15 protein-coding genes are annotated in these 16390 nt (G+C 64.5%); 10 read left to right on the plus strand and 5 right to left on the minus strand.

Annotation, left to right across the window (positions count from 1 at the left end; genetic code table 11):
• Positions 1 to 49 precede the first annotated feature (49 nt).
• Genes ACDELDRAFT_RS10820 through ACDELDRAFT_RS10830 form a run of 3 tightly spaced genes read right to left on the minus strand, consistent with a single transcriptional unit; the run spans position 50 to position 2979 of the window.
• Positions 50 to 1084: a DctP family TRAP transporter solute-binding subunit gene (locus ACDELDRAFT_RS10820; protein ID WP_005796528.1), complete on the minus strand. Its 1035-nt coding sequence runs from the start codon at positions 1082 to 1084 to the stop codon at positions 50 to 52.
• Between the two features lie 42 nt (positions 1085 to 1126).
• The gene (locus ACDELDRAFT_RS10825) at positions 1127 to 2425 is read right to left on the minus strand and encodes a TRAP transporter large permease (RefSeq protein ID WP_005796530.1); all 1299 of its coding nucleotides are present in this window, start codon (positions 2423 to 2425) and stop codon (positions 1127 to 1129) included.
• Positions 2422 to 2979, minus strand: a complete 558-nt coding sequence (locus ACDELDRAFT_RS10830) for a TRAP transporter small permease (RefSeq protein ID WP_005796531.1) — start codon at positions 2977 to 2979, stop codon at positions 2422 to 2424. Before ACDELDRAFT_RS10830 ends, ACDELDRAFT_RS10825 begins: the two co-directional genes overlap by 4 nt.
• Before the next feature lie 180 nt (positions 2980 to 3159).
• Between ACDELDRAFT_RS10830 and ACDELDRAFT_RS10835 the strand changes: the two genes are divergently transcribed.
• The 10 genes from ACDELDRAFT_RS10835 (at position 3160) to htpX (ending at position 12736) form a co-directional block, all read left to right on the plus strand.
• The gene (locus ACDELDRAFT_RS10835) at positions 3160 to 4089 is read left to right on the plus strand and encodes a LysR family transcriptional regulator (protein WP_005796532.1); all 930 of its coding nucleotides are present in this window, start codon (positions 3160 to 3162) and stop codon (positions 4087 to 4089) included.
• Positions 4090 to 4268: 179 nt separating this feature from the next.
• On the plus strand, positions 4269 to 5162 hold the full coding sequence (locus ACDELDRAFT_RS10840) for an amino acid ABC transporter substrate-binding protein (RefSeq protein WP_005796533.1): 894 nt from the start codon (positions 4269 to 4271) through the stop codon (positions 5160 to 5162).
• Positions 5163 to 5268: 106 nt separating this feature from the next.
• Positions 5269 to 6165 carry an amino acid ABC transporter substrate-binding protein gene (locus tag ACDELDRAFT_RS10845; RefSeq protein ID WP_005796534.1) on the plus strand — a complete coding sequence of 299 codons (897 nt, stop codon included), beginning with the start codon at positions 5269 to 5271 and terminating at the stop codon, positions 6163 to 6165.
• A 107-nt stretch (positions 6166 to 6272) separates the two neighbouring features.
• Positions 6273 to 7031: an amino acid ABC transporter permease gene (locus ACDELDRAFT_RS10850; protein WP_005796535.1), complete on the plus strand. Its 759-nt coding sequence runs from the start codon at positions 6273 to 6275 to the stop codon at positions 7029 to 7031.
• Position 7032: 1 nt separating this feature from the next.
• Positions 7033 to 7698, plus strand: a complete 666-nt coding sequence (locus tag ACDELDRAFT_RS10855) for an amino acid ABC transporter permease (RefSeq protein ID WP_005796536.1) — start codon at positions 7033 to 7035, stop codon at positions 7696 to 7698.
• Between the two features lie 26 nt (positions 7699 to 7724).
• Positions 7725 to 8462 carry an amino acid ABC transporter ATP-binding protein gene (locus ACDELDRAFT_RS10860; RefSeq protein ID WP_005796537.1) on the plus strand — a complete coding sequence of 246 codons (738 nt, stop codon included), beginning with the start codon at positions 7725 to 7727 and terminating at the stop codon, positions 8460 to 8462.
• Between the two features lie 375 nt (positions 8463 to 8837).
• Positions 8838 to 9881, plus strand: a complete 1044-nt coding sequence (gene pyrC / locus ACDELDRAFT_RS10870; protein WP_040328852.1) for a dihydroorotase — start codon at positions 8838 to 8840, stop codon at positions 9879 to 9881.
• A 41-nt stretch (positions 9882 to 9922) separates the two neighbouring features.
• A complete protein-coding gene (locus ACDELDRAFT_RS10875; protein WP_232504756.1) occupies positions 9923 to 10954 on the plus strand; it encodes an NYN domain-containing protein in 1032 nt (343 codons plus the stop codon).
• 63 nt (positions 10955 to 11017) lie between these two features.
• Positions 11018 to 11779, plus strand: a complete 762-nt coding sequence (locus tag ACDELDRAFT_RS10880; protein WP_005796540.1) for a DUF3025 domain-containing protein — start codon at positions 11018 to 11020, stop codon at positions 11777 to 11779.
• A 78-nt stretch (positions 11780 to 11857) separates the two neighbouring features.
• On the plus strand, positions 11858 to 12736 hold the full coding sequence (gene htpX / locus ACDELDRAFT_RS10885) for a protease HtpX (protein ID WP_005796542.1): 879 nt from the start codon (positions 11858 to 11860) through the stop codon (positions 12734 to 12736).
• A 424-nt stretch (positions 12737 to 13160) separates the two neighbouring features.
• On the opposite strand, the gene ACDELDRAFT_RS10890 is transcribed toward htpX, so the two are convergent.
• Positions 13161 to 14675, minus strand: coding sequence for a DASS family sodium-coupled anion symporter (locus ACDELDRAFT_RS10890; protein WP_005796543.1), 1515 nt, complete (start codon positions 14673 to 14675; stop codon positions 13161 to 13163).
• Between the two features lie 322 nt (positions 14676 to 14997).
• On the minus strand, positions 14998 to 16390 hold a 1393-nt coding region (locus ACDELDRAFT_RS10895; RefSeq protein ID WP_005796545.1), incomplete at its 5' end, for an NAD(P)/FAD-dependent oxidoreductase.

The raw sequence follows: 16390 nt of genomic DNA on the forward strand, positions 1-16390 counted from the left end.
AGCGCTTGATGCACAAGCGCTAGAAGCTATTGTTTTAGGAGTGGTTGGCTTACTTTCGCGCAGCAATTGCCTTTTCAGCCGCAGTCACCAGGTCGGCGCCGATCTGGCCCTTCCATTTCTCCATCACGGGGCGGGTTGCCTTCACGAAGGCCTCGCGCTCGGCGGGGGTGAGCTGGGTGACAGTCACGCCGTGGCTGGCGATTTCCTTGAGCAGCGGCTTGTCAGCCTCGACCATGCCCTTGCGCGCGATGGCGATCTCTTCCTTGCCGGCGTCAATGGCGGCCTGCTTGACGATTTCGCGGTCGGCGGGCGTCCAGCTGTTCCAGATGTCCTTGTTGACCACGAAGATCAGTGGGTCGTTGATGTAGCCCCACATCGTCACGTGCTTTTGCGCCACCGTGTAGAGCTTGGCGGCCATGTAGACCGACAGGGGGTTTTCCTGCCCGTCCACGGCGCTGCTGGCCATGGCGGGCTGGGCGTCGGCCCAGCTCATCTGCGTGGGGTTCGCGCCCAGGGCCGTGAAGGTGTCGAGGAACAGCGGCGAGCCCACCACGCGGATCTTCAGGCCCTTGAGGTCGGCGGGCGACTTGATCGCGTGCTTGGAGTTGGAGATCTCGCGGTAGCCGTTCTCACCCCAGGCCAGCGGCATGACGCCGGCCTTTTCCAACGTCTGGAACAGGCTCTTGCCGACTTCGCCCTGCGTGAGTGCGTCGGTGGCGGCGTAGTCGGGCATCAGGAAGGGCAGCGAGAACAGGTTGAGCTGCTTGACCTGGGGCGACCAGTTGATGGTCGAGCCCACGGCCATGTCGATCACGCCCTGGCGCAGTGCGGAAAACTCACGGGTCTGGTCGCCCTGGATCAGCGAGACGCCGGGGTAGAGCTTGATGTTGATGCGGCCGTTGGTGCGTTCGCGCACCTTGTTGGCCCACAACTCGCCGCCCTTGCCCCAGGGGAAGGCGGTGCCCAGCACGAGCGACATGCGGTATTCGCTTTTGTACGCCGTTTGCGCAATGGCAGCGGGGGCGGTGAAGGCCAGGGCGGCCGCGGCGGCCACGGCCGAGGTGAGGAATGTACGCAGTTTCATTTTTCGGTCTCCTTCGGTATTGACAACGAATGCGGGGTGAAATCAGTAGCCCATCTGGGCTGGCAGCCACAGGGCCAGTTGCGGGAAGGCGATCACGGCCACCATGACGAGGAACATGGCGAACAGCATCCAGCCCACCCAGCGCACGGTCGATTCCATGCGCACACCGGCGATGCGGCACGACACCATCAGGTTCACTGCCAGCGGCGGGGTGAACTGGCCCAGGGCCACCTTGAGCGTGAGGATCACGCCGAACCACACGGGGTCCCAGTGGTAGTGGTTCATGATGGGCAGCAGCAGTGGCACGAAGATCAAAAAGATCGAAATGCCGTCGAGGAACATGCCCACGGTGACCAGCAGCAGGATCAGGAGCGCCAGCACGCCGTATTCACCCAGGCCCGAGTTCACGATGGCGTTGGCCACGGGGTCGATCACGCCCAGGGTGGACAGCGAGTAGGCAAAGATGCCCGCCAGCGACACCACGATCAGGATCACCGCCGACAGCTCGCCCGATTCGCGCAGGATGGGGAACAGGTCGCGCACGGTCATTGTGCGGTGGATCACCATGCCCACGAACAGGCCGTAGAACACGGCCACCACGGCGGCCTCGGTGGGCGTGAACCAGCCCGCGCGCATGCCGCCCAAAATCAGCACCGGCGCGGCCAGGCCCCACAGCGCTTCGCGCAGGCTCTTCCAGAAGGGCGGGCGGGGCATGCTCGCTTCGAGCGCGCCCATCTTGTGCTTGCGCGCCATCCACACGGCGGGCACGATCAGCGCCACGCCGGCCAGCACGCCGGGCACCATGCCGGCTGCGAACAGTGCCGGCACCGAGGCGCCCGGCACCAGCACCGAGTAGATGATGAAGGCGACCGAGGGCGGAATCAGTATGTCGGTGGCCGCAGCCGCGCCCACCACGCTGGCCGAGAACGAGGGCGGGTAACCCGCGCGCGACATCGCCGCGATCATCACACCGCCCACGGCGGCCGCATTGGCCGGACCAGAGCCCGATATGCCGCCCAGGAACATGGCCACGGCAATGGCCACCAGCGGCAGCATGCCGGGCCCGCGTCCGACCAGCGCCACTGCGAAGTTGACCAGGCGCAGGGCCACGCCCGAGCGGTCGAAGATCGAGCCCACCAGCACGAACATCGGGATGGCCAGGAGCGGGTATTTGCCCAGTCCGGCATAGAAGTTCTGTGGCACGGCCAGCAGGCCGAACCATTGGCTGTCGGCATTGGCCAGTGCAATGGCGGCGGCGCCGGCCAGGCCCAGCGCGGCACCGATGGGCACGCCCACGAACATCATGGCCAGGAAGGCCACGAACAAAAGGGTGGCGATCATGCTTGGAAGTCTCCGTGGTGGTCCGCCGGAGGCGCCTGGCGGCCCCGCTGGATGAACAGGCCGATGGCGCGCACGGTGATCAGGGCCGAGAAGACGGGCAGCCAGATCGAATACCACCACTGGGGTACGCCAATGCCGGGCGACGTCTCGCCAAAGCGGTAGTCGTCCCATACCACGCGCACGCTCAGCACGGCGATCACGCCGAACAGCAGCGCCACCATGAGCGCGCCGAAACGCGCGAGCGTCTTGCGGCGGGCCATGGAGCCGCCTTCGGCGAAGTACTCGATGCGGATGTGCACGTCGCGCGCCACGGCGGCCGAGCCCGCCACCAGCGCCAGCACGATCATCAGGAAGACCGAGATTTCCTCGGTCCAGGCAAAGGAGGAATTGGTGAAATAGCGCACCAGCACGTTGGCGAAGGTGATGAGGGCCAGTGCGGCCATCACGATGACGGTGAGCCAGTCTTCGATGCGCAGCGAGCGGGGGGAGTTGTCTTCAGGTGCCGTGGGCGCGGACGCAGAAGCCGTCGGCCCGGGAGGGGAGGAGGGTGGCATGGGGGCAGGGTCTCAGGGAAACAAACATGGCGAATGCTGTCGCTCTGCCCGGCAGTGTTGTGCACCAGGGGCCTGGACGGTGGGCGCTGTATGCGCACTGCATATTATGGTGCGTGTTGATATGCATGCACACCGTCGCGCGCCTCGGCGCCCGCGCCAGGGCGCGCGGATAATGCAGCGATGGAAACCAAGTGGCTTGAGGATTTTGTCAGTCTGGCGGAAACGCGCAGCTTCAGCCGGTCGGCGCAGTTGAGGCATGTGACGCAGCCCGCTTTTTCACGCCGCATCCAGGCCCTGGAGGCGTGGGCGGGCACCGATCTGGTCGATCGCAGCTCGTACCCCACGCGCCTGACCCCCGCGGGCAAGACGCTGTACGACCAGGCGCTCGAGATGCTGCAGGCCATGCAGAACACGCGTGCCATGCTGCGCACGCACTCCAGTGCCGGCAAGGACATGATCGAGTTCGCGGTGCCGCACACGCTGGCCTTCACGTTCTTTCCGGCCTGGGTTTCGAGCCTGCACGAGAAATTCGGCCCCCTCAAAAGCCGCCTCATCGCGCTGAACGTGCACGACGCGGTGATGCGGCTGGTGGAAGGCGGCTGCGATCTGCTGATCACCTACCACCACCCTTCGCAGCCTTTTCAGCTGGACGCCGACCGCTACGAAATGGTGAGCCTGGGGCAGGAGGTGCTGTCGCCCTACAGCAAGGCCGATGCAGACGGGCAACCCCTGTTCAGCCTGCCGGGCCGCGCGGGCCAGCCGCTTCCGTATCTGGGCTACGCGCCGGGGGCCTATCTGGGGCGCATGACCGAGCTCATCCTGAAAGAGTCAGGCACAGCCATCCACCTCGACCGTGTGTACGAAACCGACATGGCCGAGGGCCTGAAGGCCATGGCCCTGGAGGGGCACGGCGTGGCGTTCCTGCCGCACAGCGCCGTCAAGAAAGAGGTGCGCGCCCGCAAGCTGGTGAGCGCACAGCCACCCGATCACGACGGTCTGCAGATCGTGATGGATGTGCGGGCCTACCGTGAGCGCCCCGGCGGCAAGGAGGCGCCCAAGGGCACCGCGCAGGCTTTGTGGACCTATCTGCAAAACCTGGGGTCATGCTAAGGGTAAATGCGGACATAGATAATTTGCATAACGCGCCGCGCATTCGGCATTGGAAATTCGGGGGGCGGGAACGTACAGTCGGCGCCCACACCGGACAGCAACCGCCACGGGGCGCGCCACAGCGGAGCAGTGGCACGAAGATTGCAAATCCGGGGCAACGTTATTCACAAGGGCATCACATGAAGGTTCGGCACTGGGGTTTGGCATGGGGTTTGGCGGCCCTGTGCGGTGTGTCGGCGGTGTCGGCCCAAACCGTGCTCGAGAAGGTGAGTGCCGGCGGCGCCCTGGTGATCGCGCACCGCGAATCGTCAGTGCCTTTTTCTTATATCGATCCGAAGTCGGGCAAGCCCATCGGCTACGCCATCGACCTGTGCCTGCGCCTGGCCGATGTCGTGCGCAAGAAGACGGGCATGAAGGACATGCCCGTCGAAATGCTGCAGGTCACTGCCGCCAACCGTCTGGCCATGGTGGAGCAGCACAAGGCCGATCTTGAATGCGGCTCGACCACCAACAACGCCGAGCGGAGGCAGAAGGTGGCCTTCACGGTGCCGCACTACATCACGGGTGCACGCCTGCTGGTCAAGGCTTCCAGCAGCATCGACCGCCTGGAGGACCTGGCGGGCAAGAAGCTGGTGTCCACGAAGGGAACGACACCGCTCAAGGCCGCCGAGCAGGCCAACCGCTCGCACCTGATGGGCATCACCATCGTCGAGGCCCCCGACCATGAGCGCGGCGTGGAGATGGTGGAAAAGGGCGAGGCCGATGCCTTCCTGATGGACGATGTGTTGCTGTACGGCCTGGCCGCCGGGCGGCCCCATCCGGCGGCGCTGAAGGTGGTGGGCCGCTTCGTCACCACCGAGCCCCTGGCCATCGTGTTGCCCAAGAACGATCCCGAATTCAAGAAGCTGGTCGACGACGAGATGCGTCGCCTCATAACCAGCCGCGAGATCTACCCCATCTACGACAAGTGGTTCGCCAAGCCCATCCCGCCGAACAACGCTTCACTGAATCTGCCCGTCAGCTATCTGCTGCGCGACTTCTGGAAATACCCTTCCGACCAGGTGCCGTTCTGAACGGCGCGGCAGGTAAACCCCCTGTTCTGGACTGCGCTGCCCGCCCAAAATGTGGGCTTGAGCAAGTCTCTAGAATCCCTTTTTCGCATGACACTAGGAGATTGACATGAAGAAGCACATTTTCGCGATTGCCGTGGCCGCTCTGGCCGCTGGCAGCGCATTCGCGCAGGCTGGCGATACCCTCGCCAAGATCAAGTCCTCGGGCAGCGTGACCCTGGGGGTGCGCGAATCGTCGGGCCTGGCCTATACGCTGGGCAACGGCAAGTATGTGGGCTTCCATACCGAGATGGGTGAGCGCATTCTGGACGACATCCAGAAGCAGTTGGGCCTGGCCAAGCTGGACGTCAAGTACCAGCCCGTGACCTCGCAGAACCGCGTTCCCCTGGTGACCAACGGCACGGTGGACTTGGAGTGCGGCTCCACCACCAACAATGCTGCGCGCCAGAAGGACGTGGCCTTCGCCGTGACGACCTATGTGGAAGAAGTGCGCATTGCCGTCAAGGCCAGTTCGGGCATCCATTCCATCAAGGACCTCAACGGTAAGACCGTGGCCACCACCACGGGCACCACGTCGGTGCAGACCCTGCGCAAGCATGAGCGCGCTGGCGGCATCGACTTCAAGGAAGTGCTGGGCAAGGACCACGCCGACAGCTTCCTGCTGCTGGAAACGGGCCGCGCCGATGCGTTCGTGATGGACGGCTCGATCCTCGCGGGCAACATCTCCAAGGCCAAGAACCCCGCCGACTACAAGATCGTGGGCGAAGTGCTGTCGGTGGAGCCCATCGCCTGCATGATGCGCAAGGACGACCCCGCCTTCAAGAAGGCCGTGGACGACAGCATCAAGCGCCAGATCAAGGACGGCTCGCTGGCCAAGCTGTACGACAAGTGGTTCATGCAGCCTACGCCGCCTACCGGCACCAAGGTCGGCCTGCCCCTGTCCGAAGCCACCAAGGCAGCCTGGGCCAACCCCAACGACAAGCCCATGGAAGACTACAAGAAGTAAGAGTCTGACCGCAGCCGCCCCTTCAGACGCCGGGTTTGAAGGGGCTTTTTTGTTGGGCGCGCGCGGTGTGCCGCCCGGCACAACATAACAACATGAGGGGTGCTCCTATGAGTTGGGATTGGCAGGTGTTCTGCCAGGACACCATGGACCGGGAAGTCGTGCAAAGCTGCTTTGGCAAAGGCGGCGACATCACTTACCTGGATTGGATGCTGTCGGCCTGGGGCTGGACCGTGTCTGTTTCGCTGCTGGCGCTGCTGCTGGCGCTGGTGCTGGGGGCGCTGATCGGCACGCTGCGCACGCTCGAAGGGCGGCCCATGGTCGTGCGACTTTGCAATGCGTGGGTCGAGCTGTTTCGCAACATTCCGCTGCTGGTGCAGATTTTCCTGTGGTACCACGTGGTGCCGACGCTGTTTCCTGCCTTGCAGGCCGTGCCCGGCTTCGTGCTGGTGGTGCTGGCACTGGGCTTCTTCACTTCGGCGCGCATTGCCGAACAGGTGCGCTCGGGCATCCAGGCGTTGCCGCGTGGACAGCGTTACGCGGGGCTGGCCATGGGTTTCACCACGTTCCAGACCTACCGCCATGTGCTGCTGCCCATGGCTTTTCGCATCATCATTCCGCCGCTCACCAGCGAGACGATGAACATCTTCAAGAATTCGTCCGTGGCGTTTGCCGTGTCGGTGGCCGAACTCACCATGTTTGCCATGCAGGCGCAGGAAGAAACCTCGCGCGGCGTGGAGGTCTATCTGGCCGTGACGGCCTGCTACGTGGTCTCGGCATTCGCCATCAACCGCATCATGGCGTTCATCGAGAAGCGGGCCCGCATTCCGGGCATGGTGGTGACCGGTGGCGCAGGCGGAGGTCACTGACATGAATCTCGACTTTTCGTTCTACAACTGGGATCTGATTTCGAACTTCGTGCTCAAGGGGCTGTATTTCAGCCTGCTGCTCACGCTGGTGGCCACGATCGGCGGCGTGATCTTCGGCACGGTGCTGGCGCTCATGCGCCTGTCGGGCAAGAAGTGGCTCGACATGCCCGCCACCGTCTACGTCAATGGCATGCGCAGCATTCCGCTGGTGATGGTGATCCTGTGGTTCTTCCTGCTGGTGCCGGCCATCATCGGCCGCCCCATCGGTGCCGAGGTGTCGGCGGTGGTGACCTTCGTTGCCTTCGAGGCGGCCTACTTCAGCGAGATCATGCGTGCGGGCATCCAGTCGGTGCCGCGCGGACAGGTGTTCGCGGGGCAGGCGCTGGGCATGACCTATGGCCAGAACATGAAGCTGGTGGTGCTGCCGCAGGCCTTCCGCAACATGCTGCCCGTGCTGCTGACCCAGACCATCATCCTGTTCCAGGACACGTCGCTGGTCTATGCCATCGGCGCCTACGACATGCTCAAGGGCTTCGAGGTGGCGGGCAAGAACTTCGGCCGCCCCATCGAGGCCTACCTGGCCGCGGCGGTGCTGTATTTTGTGATGTGCTATGCCTTGTCCTGGATGGTCAAGCGCCTGCACCAGAAGATTGCCATCATTCGCTGATGCGCTAGAGATTGAGGAACAAGCAAATGATCGAACTCAAGAACGTATCCAAGTGGTACGGCACCTTTCAGGTGCTCAATGACTGCTCCACCAGCATCAACAAGGGCGAGGTGGTAGTGGTGTGCGGCCCATCGGGCTCTGGCAAATCCACGCTGATCAAGACCATCAACGCGCTCGAACCCATCCAGAAGGGCGAGATCTGGGTCGATGGCGTGCCCGTGCATGACCCCAAGACCAACCTGCCCAAGCTGCGCAGCCATGTCGGCATGGTGTTCCAGCACTTCGAACTCTTCCCGCACCTCTCGGTGACGGACAACCTCACGATCGCGCAGGTCAAGGTGCTGGGGCGCAGCGCCGATGACGCCAAGAAGCGCGGCCTCAAGATGCTTGAGCGCGTGGGCCTCACGGCCCACAAGGACAAGTTCCCGGGCCAGCTCTCGGGCGGCCAGCAGCAGCGCGTGGCCATCGCGCGCGCGCTGTCGATGGACCCCATCGTCATGCTGTTCGACGAACCCACTTCGGCGCTCGACCCCGAAATGGTGGGGGAAGTGCTCGACGTGATGGTGGGGCTGGCCAACGAAGGCATGACCATGATGTGCGTGACCCACGAGATGGGTTTCGCGCGCAAGGTCAGCAACCGCGTGATCTTCATGGACGTGGGCGGCAAGATCCTGGAAGACTGCTCGAAGGACGAGTTCTTCGGCAACCCCGATGCCCGCCAGCCGCGCACCAAGGACTTCCTCGACAAGATCCTGCAGCACTGAGCCGGGCAGCCCCCAGAGGCGCTTCGCGCCTCCGTACAGCCGTCTGAGGCGGACCGCCCTTCGGGGGGCACGCCCAGGTTTGCGCGGGCAAACCTGGAGCCGCGCCTCTCAGCCCCCTTTTCTCGGCTGTCGCCGGGAAGGGGCCGCCAGCGCGGCGGGGCGACACGCAGGGCATGGGCCTCTGCGCGGTGGCTGCCGGCCTGGGACGCGCTGGTGCCGTGCGCTGTGCGTGGTACACGCCCGTCGCGGAGCATGCCAGATCATCCAAGCGTCCATGGGGCGCTTTTTTATGTCTTTCATGTCTGTAGTGACCATGCAGAAAGCGCTGGCTGCTATGATTTTTGAAGTCTACGGGCGGATGGGACAATGCAGCCCATGACCGCCACCCCCGACACCCTCACGATCACCCGCCCCGACGACTGGCACCTGCACGTGCGCGACGGCGACCCCCTGCACACCGTGGTGCCGCACACCGCCGCCCAGTTCGGCCGCGCCATCATCATGCCCAACCTGCGTCCACCCGTGACCACGGCCGAGCAGGCGCTGGCGTACAAGCAGCGCATCCTGGCCGCCGTACCGGTGGGCGTGCAGTTCGAGCCGCTGATGACGCTGTACCTCACCGACAACCTTCCGCCCGACGAAATCGCCCGCGCTAAGGCGGCCGGCGTGGTTGCCTGCAAGCTCTACCCCGCTGGCGCCACGACGAACAGCGACGCGGGCGTCACCGACCTGCGCAAGACCTACAAGACGCTCGAAGCCATGCAGAAGGCCGGCCTGCTGCTGCTGGTGCATGGCGAGGTCACCAGCAGCGACATCGACCTGTTTGACCGAGAGGCCGTGTTCATCGAGCAGCAGCTCATCCCGCTGCGCCGCGATTTCCCTGAGCTGAAGATCGTCTTCGAGCACATCACCACCCAGGAAGCCGCGCAGTATGTGCAGCAGGCCGACCGTTTCACCGCTGCCACCATCACAGCGCACCACCTGCTCTACAACCGCAACGCCATCTTCACCGGCGGCATCCGCCCGCACTATTACTGCCTGCCCGTGCTCAAGCGCGAGACGCATCGCCAGGCCCTGGTGCAGGCGGCCACCAGCGGCAGCGAAAAATTCTTCCTGGGCACCGACAGCGCGCCGCATTCGGCGCACCTGAAGGAGCACGCCACGGGCTGCGCCGGCTGCTACACCGCGCACGCTGCCATCGAGATGTACGCCGAGGCCTTCGACAACGTCGGCGCGCTGGACAAGCTCGAAGCCTTCGCCAGCTTCAACGGCCCGGCCTTCTACGGCCTGCCGCGCAACAGCGGCACCATCACCCTGCGCCGCGAATCCTGGACGCCGCCCGACAGCTTTGCGTTCGGCGAGGGCGAGCTCAAGCCCCTGCGCGCCGGTGAAGTGCTGCCGTGGCGGCTGGTGAAATGACCTTGCCGCAGGAACCGCCCAAGGTTGGGACGGCCAGGAACATGGCCGTCTTCATCGACGCGGACAACCTGAACGAGGCGACGGCGTTGGACCATGTGCTGACGGATTTGCGCCATCGCGCTGAACGGGTGCTTTACAAGCGCGCTTACGGGCGGGTGGATAGCCTCAAAGGCATCGAATCTGTCTTGTGGCGCCATGGAGTGCGTCCGGTCAGCAACATGATCGTGAACAAGGTCACTACAGACAGCGCCTTGGTGATCGATGCGGTGGAGGCTGTTTGCACTCAAGATATCGACACAGTGGCAATCTGTTCGGGCGATGCGGACTTTGTGCCCTTGGCAACCTGGGTCAGAGAGCGGGGGTGTCATGTTCTTTGTTTCAGCCTGTCCAACAAGATTTTTGCGAACTCTGAGAGTTTTTATGACGAAGTGATCTTGCTGGAAGTGGTAGAAAAGCCGGAGAGCCTGGCCGCTTCGAAGATTGGGGAGCCACAGGTACCAATGGCTACTCAGTCGGAGCCTGCCCTGTGCGCCGAGGCAGAAGCCCCTGATGGCAAAATTCTCCCGGCCATTGGCGTTGCTGCCGAGCACAGCCCCTTGGCGCCGCAGCCCTCAAGTCAGGAGCTTGTCGAGCAGGTGCTCCAGGCTCTGCCATCACTCCGCAATGGCCAAAGCCAGCACCTCAGCCACGTGGTGGCCACGCTGCGCCAGCGGGGCGTGCTGGGGAAGAGCACCAAGAGCTCGGTGTGGTTCGCACAGTTTGGTGGCCGCTTTCAGTTGCAACCTGCACAGAAGCCAAACCAGATCACCTATGTCTCTGATGCCCAGTCGAAGAAAGTAGCCAAATTCTCAGAAGACGTTGCCTCGGGTTTATCAGCCATCCCCTCCCCTGAGATGGTGCAGCGAGTGTTGAAGGCCGTGCCGGATTTGAGGCGCGGGCCGCAAATGCTCAGCCAAATCGTCCCGGTATTGCGTCAGAAGACCATCCTGGGAAAAACGACGAAATCGACCGTTTTTTTGGACAGTTCCCTTCTCATTTCAAGCTTTCGCCTAAAGGGCAGCCCACGCAGGTGACTTACGTGGAGCACTGTGCGTCCCACGGCGCCGCCGGTATTCCCCAGCGACGGGATTCTGCGAATGGAAAGAGTTGATTGGGGCGCGCCTTGGCTAAGTGCAGTACGCGATCCGGGAGTCCGTGTTCAGCGTGAAGTGTTCGATGGAAAGCCGGTGGCTGAGGCATTGAATGCCCTCTCCATGGCGACTGTCCGTTTTGTTCACCAGTCCGAACTGCCCGACGGCACTGCCTATGAGCAGTACATCTTTGACACCCGCTGCGTCCCCACGCGCGACAACCTGCACGACTTTTTCAATGGACTGGCGTGGCTGCAGTTCCCGCAGACCAAGCGGCGCCTGAACCAGATGCAGGCGCAGGCCATCGCCGCCCAGGGGGTGGGGGCGGTGCGCGGCCCCCTGCGCGATGCAATCACGGTGTGGGACGAGAACGGCGCCGTGATGGATGCGCCGACGGCGATCTGGGCGGCGCTACAGGCGCGGGACTGGTGGCGGTTGTTTGTCGAGCTGCGCCCTTTGTGGCGCGAGGTGCGCCTGGTGTTGTTCGGGCATGCCTTGCTGGAAAAACTGGTTGTTCCAAGAAAACCCATCACTGCGCATGTGTATCAAGGGCAAGCAGCTATTGATTCGGTAGCATCTCTCGACGCTTGGCTGGCCCAGGAGCTGCAACCGGGGCGGTTGGCGGCCAAGCCGTTTTTGCCTTTGCCCGTGCTGGGAGTGCCCGGCTGGTGGCCGGAGAACGAGAACTTTTCCTTCTATGATGACTCCCTCGTCTTCCGCAGCGCGCCCCGCAAAAACAAACACACCATGGGTTTTGCAGCGCTGTGACATCGGCTTGAAGGAGCGCGCGGCCACCCCCATCTGCCGCTCTGGGGCCAGACCACCCCGCACCTCTGTGGAGAATCCATGAAACGCATCTTTCTTTTCCTGTTGACCAACGTGGCCGTGGTGGCCGTGCTGGGCATCGTTGCCAGCCTGCTGGGCGTGAACCGCTACCTCACCGCCAACGGTCTGAACCTGGGCGCGCTGCTCGGTTTTGCCTTCGTCATGGGGTTTGGCGGCGCCATCATTTCGCTGTTGATCAGCAAGCCCATGGCCAAGTGGAGCGCGGGCGTGCAGGTCATCGAGCAGCCCCGCAGCGCCGATGAGGCCTGGATCGTCGAGACCGTGCGCAAGCTCGCCGACAAGGCTGGCATCGGCATGCCCGAGGTGGGCATCTTCGAGGGCGATCCCAACGCGTTCGCCACGGGCGCCTTCAAGAATTCGGCATTGGTGGCGGTGTCCACCGGCCTGTTGCAAGGCATGACGCGCGAAGAAGTGGAGGCCGTGATCGGCCATGAAGTGGCCCACATCGCCAATGGCGACATGGTCACCATGACGCTGATCCAGGGCGTCATGAACACCTTCGTGGTGTTTCTCTCGCGCGTCATCGGCTATGCGGTGGACAGCTTCCTGAACAAGAACAATGAGAGCCGCTCGGGTCCCGGCATCGGCTACATGGTGACCACCGTGGTGCTCGACATCGTGCTGGGTTTCGTGGCCGCCATCATCGTGGCCTGGTTCTCGCGCCAGCGCGAGTTCCGTGCCGATGCGGGCGCCACCCAACTCATGGGGCGCCGCCAGCCCATGATCAACGCCCTGGCCCGCTTGGGCGGCATGCATCCCGCTGAGCTGCCCAAGAGCATGGCCGCCATGGGCATTGCCGGTGGCATTGGCAAGCTGTTCAGCACCCACCCGCCCATCGAAGAGCGCATCGCTGCGCTGCAGAACGCGCAGCAAGGCTGATCCGGGCCCGCGAGGGCCAGGCCCCCTTCCGCCAAGCCGCTGCAGGTCCCGTGCCTGCGGCGGCTTTTTTGATGGTGCGCCGGGCGCGTGTCAGCGAGCAGAGCCAGGGGCCCCGGTTGTGGGTGCAAAACCGCAGCCGGGCTGCGCCTGAACACGGTGCAGAGCTCACCGCTGGTGGATGCGTCTTGTACCCTGGCGCAAGGCTGCACAGGCAGGGGCCGCCAAGGGCGCGATGGGTGAAGTCGCCCTGCCCCTGCCGGCCGCAACCCCTTCGGTGCGGCGCCGAGGTGTTGCTCTGACCTTGCCCACAAACATGCCGCCCCACATCGCATGGGATGGCGCGGCAGAACGCCGCCGTGGCCATCCGGCCCGGCATGCGGGCGGGCGGGCGCGGCGTTCCTGGGCCGATACCCGCTTGTGAGGATCAGTGGACCATCAGACCCATCCAGGGCCAGTAGGTGAGCGCGAAGACCACCAGCAGCACGGTGGCCACGAGGGTGATCACGACGCCGGTGCGCACAAAATCATGCGCCTCGAAGGTGTCGGTGCCGTAGGCGATCATGTTCTGGGGCGCGTTCACTGGCAGGATGAAGCCGAAGCTCACCACGAACTGCAGGATCATGGTCATGCCCACCACGTTGATGCCCGGCGTCTGCACCGTGGTGAGCACGCTGATGATGATGGGGATCATGGTCGAGGCCAGTGCGGTGGCGCTGGCAAAACCCAGGTGGATCACGATCAGGAACAGCGACAGCAGCATCAGGATGCTGAAGGCCGAGGCCATCTCCAGCCCCAGGTTGGTCACGATCAGTTGGGCCAGCCAGCCGGCGGCCTTGGTTTGCAGCAGCGCCGTGCCCACGCTGATGCCCACGGCGAACAGCACCACCGTACCCCAGGGAAAACCTTTTTGCGAAGACTTCCAGTCCATCACGCCCAGGCGCGGCAGCAGCATGAATGCCACCGCGGCGATGGTGGTGGACGAGGTGTCGAAATTGTGCAGCACCTTTTCGGTGGACCAGAACCCCAGCAACACCAGCACGATGGCCAGCAGCTTCCACTGGTTGAGCGTCATCGGGCCCAGCTCATGCAGTTGCTGGCGGATGGTCTCCTGGCCGCCCGCGATCTCGGTCATCTCGGGCTTCATCATGCGGGTCATGATGAAGAACAGGGCAACGCTCATCAGCGCGGCAAACGGCGCCGCGGCCATGAACCACTCGGCCCAGGTGATCTGCGCGCCGAGCTGCTTCTCGATAAAACCAATGGCCACCATGTTCTGCGCCGCGGCGGTCTTGATGCCCACGTTCCAGATGCTGGCGGTCTGGGCCGTGGTGATGACCAGCAGGGCGGCAAAGCGGCTCTTGCGGTCCACCTTGAAGGCCAGCACGAAGCCCATCATGATGGGCATGAGGCAGGCCACGCGGGCGGTGGTGCTGGGCACGATGAATGACAGCAGAAAGCCCACCACCATGGCACCGATCACGATGCGGTGCGTCTTGGCGCCCACCTTGGACAGCACCGTCAGTGCGATGCGCCGGTCCAGCCCCGTGGCCGTCATGGCCGATGCGATGAAGCACGCCGCCGCGACCAGGGCCACGGCGCTGTTGGCAAACCCGGAGAGCGCCAGATTGAGCGCCGCCCCCGTGCCCATGCCTGCCGTGAGCCCCGGCTTGGCCGCGCTGGGCGCATAGGCCAGCAAGAAGATCATGAAGGCCGCAATCACCACCGCACTGACGGAATAGTCGAGCGCCTCGGTCATCCACACGATCACGGCAAAGGCCAGGATGGCGAGCATGTAATGCCCGGCCAGCGGCAGGCCGGCGGGGGTGGGCAGCAGCAGTACGCCCACCAGGGCGGCCACCGCGCTCCACAGGCCTACCCGTTTGAGCAGGCCCTTGGGTGGGGCAGAGGAGGGAGCAGGGGTTGCGAGAGGGGTGGTCATGAATCAGCCTTCCTGTTGCGCGGCGCATCGCCACAGACAGTGTGCGACGCACCGGGCGTCTGACTGTTGACCAATATCAAGAAAAATCGGTCGCCCCGCAGCCCGCAGTGCGTTGTGCGCGGAATGCGGGCTCCTGCCACAACGCACCCGAAACGGCACCGGAGCTTGGCATGAATGCATGCCACCCGTTTCGCGGGCCCGATGCGAATGGAGCGGCGCGCCCTGGATGCGCCACCGTCAAGGCATCAGCGGCTCGGCAGGTCGCTCGGCCCTGGGCCGCTCCGCCGGACACCTGCGGCGGTGCCGCGTGTCTCTGCGGGTATCAGGCGGCAAGGCCCAGGATGCTGCGCGCCACGGCCTCGCCGACCTTGATGCCATCCACCCCGGCCGAGAGAATGCCGCCCGCATAACCGGCGCCCTCGCCCGCCGGGTACAGGCCGGGCGTGTTGGGGCTTTGCAGGTTGTCGCCCCGGTCGATGCGCAGCGGCGACGAAGTGCGCGTTTCCACGCCCGTGAGCACGGCGTCGGGCATGTCGTAGCCCTTGATCTTGCGGCCGAAGGCCGGCAGTGCCTCGCGCATGGCCTCGATGGCATAGGAGGGCAGGGCGCCGTGCAGGTCTCCGAGCGTCACGCCGGGTTGGTAGGACGGCTGCACGCTGCCCAGATCCTTGGAGGGCCGGCCCGCGATGAAATCGCCTACCAGCTGGCCCGGCGCGTTGTAGTTGCTGCCGCCGAGCACGTAGGCGCCCGATTCGAGCTGCCGCTGCAGCACGATGCCCGCCAGCGGATGGTGCTGGCCGCTGGGGAGCGCCTCAATGCCGTGGGTGGTGCCCAGCGTGGCTTCGTAGTCTGCAGGCGCCGTGGGATAGTCGGCCGGGTCGATGCCCACCACCATGCCCGCATTGGCGTTGCGTTCGTTGCGCGAGTACTGGCTCATGCCGTTGGTGACCACGCGGCCGGGCTCGCTGGTGGCGGCCACCACGGTGCCGCCGGGGCACATGCAGAAGCTGTACACCGCCCGGCCGTTGGCGGCGTGGTGCACCAGCTTGTAGTCGGCGGCGCCCAGCAAAGGGTGGCCCGCATGTTTGCCCCAGCGGGCACGGTCGATTACGCCTTGCGGGTGCTCGATGCGGAACCCCACCGAGAACGGCTTGGCCTGCATCTGCACGCCGCGGTCATAGAGCATGGCAAAGGTGTCGCGCGAGCTGTGGCCCAGCGCAATCACCACATGGTCGGCGCGCAGTTCGGTGGTGGTGCCTGTGGTCTGGTCCAGCACCTGCACGCCGCGCACGTGGCGGCCGTTCGCGCTGTCCTCGACGAGCAGATCGGTCACGCGCTGTCCGAAGCGGATTTCGCCGCCCAGCGCAATGATCTGCTCGCGCAGGCTCTCCACCACCTTGACCAGCTTGAAGGTGCCGATGTGCGGGTGCGCCACGTAGAGGATCTCCTCGGGCGCACCGGCCTTGACGAACTCGGCCATCACCTTGCGGCCGAGGTGGCGCGGGTCCTTGATCTGGCTGTAGAGTTTGCCGTCGCTGAACGTGCCGGCGCCACCTTCGCCGAACTGCACATTGCTCTCAGGGTTCAGTTCGCGCCGGCGCCACAGGCCCCAGGTGTCTTGGGTGCGCTCGCGCACCTGCTTGCCGCGCTCGAGCACGATGGGGCGAAAGCCCATCTGCGCGAGCACCAGCGCCGCGAAGATGCCGCAAGGGCCG

The sequence above is a fragment of the Acidovorax delafieldii 2AN genome, from assembly GCF_000175235.1.
GTDB classification, from domain to species: domain Bacteria; phylum Pseudomonadota; class Gammaproteobacteria; order Burkholderiales; family Burkholderiaceae_C; genus Acidovorax; species Acidovorax delafieldii_B.

What these genes read in the sequence shown, in the direction of transcription:
- pyrC (WP_040328852.1), top strand. Translation starts at nt 8,838, where the DNA reads ATGACCGCCACCCCCGACACCCTCACGATCACCCGCCCCGACGACTGG.
- ACDELDRAFT_RS10845 (WP_005796534.1), top strand. Translation starts at nt 5,269, where the DNA reads ATGAAGAAGCACATTTTCGCGATTGCCGTGGCCGCTCTGGCCGCTGGC.
- ACDELDRAFT_RS10825 (WP_005796530.1), bottom strand. Translation starts at nt 2,425, where the DNA reads ATGATCGCCACCCTTTTGTTCGTGGCCTTCCTGGCCATGATGTTCGTG.
- ACDELDRAFT_RS10830 (WP_005796531.1), bottom strand. Translation starts at nt 2,979, where the DNA reads ATGCCACCCTCCTCCCCTCCCGGGCCGACGGCTTCTGCGTCCGCGCCC.
- ACDELDRAFT_RS10820 (WP_005796528.1), bottom strand. Translation starts at nt 1,084, where the DNA reads ATGAAACTGCGTACATTCCTCACCTCGGCCGTGGCCGCCGCGGCCGCC.
- ACDELDRAFT_RS10880 (WP_005796540.1), top strand. Translation starts at nt 11,018, where the DNA reads ATGGAAAGAGTTGATTGGGGCGCGCCTTGGCTAAGTGCAGTACGCGAT.
- ACDELDRAFT_RS10855 (WP_005796536.1), top strand. Translation starts at nt 7,033, where the DNA reads ATGAATCTCGACTTTTCGTTCTACAACTGGGATCTGATTTCGAACTTC.
- htpX (WP_005796542.1), top strand. Translation starts at nt 11,858, where the DNA reads ATGAAACGCATCTTTCTTTTCCTGTTGACCAACGTGGCCGTGGTGGCC.
- ACDELDRAFT_RS10875 (WP_232504756.1), top strand. Translation starts at nt 9,923, where the DNA reads ATGGCCGTCTTCATCGACGCGGACAACCTGAACGAGGCGACGGCGTTG.
- ACDELDRAFT_RS10890 (WP_005796543.1), bottom strand. Translation starts at nt 14,675, where the DNA reads ATGACCACCCCTCTCGCAACCCCTGCTCCCTCCTCTGCCCCACCCAAG.
- ACDELDRAFT_RS10835 (WP_005796532.1), top strand. Translation starts at nt 3,160, where the DNA reads ATGGAAACCAAGTGGCTTGAGGATTTTGTCAGTCTGGCGGAAACGCGC.
- ACDELDRAFT_RS10850 (WP_005796535.1), top strand. Translation starts at nt 6,273, where the DNA reads ATGAGTTGGGATTGGCAGGTGTTCTGCCAGGACACCATGGACCGGGAA.
- ACDELDRAFT_RS10840 (WP_005796533.1), top strand. Translation starts at nt 4,269, where the DNA reads ATGAAGGTTCGGCACTGGGGTTTGGCATGGGGTTTGGCGGCCCTGTGC.
- ACDELDRAFT_RS10860 (WP_005796537.1), top strand. Translation starts at nt 7,725, where the DNA reads ATGATCGAACTCAAGAACGTATCCAAGTGGTACGGCACCTTTCAGGTG.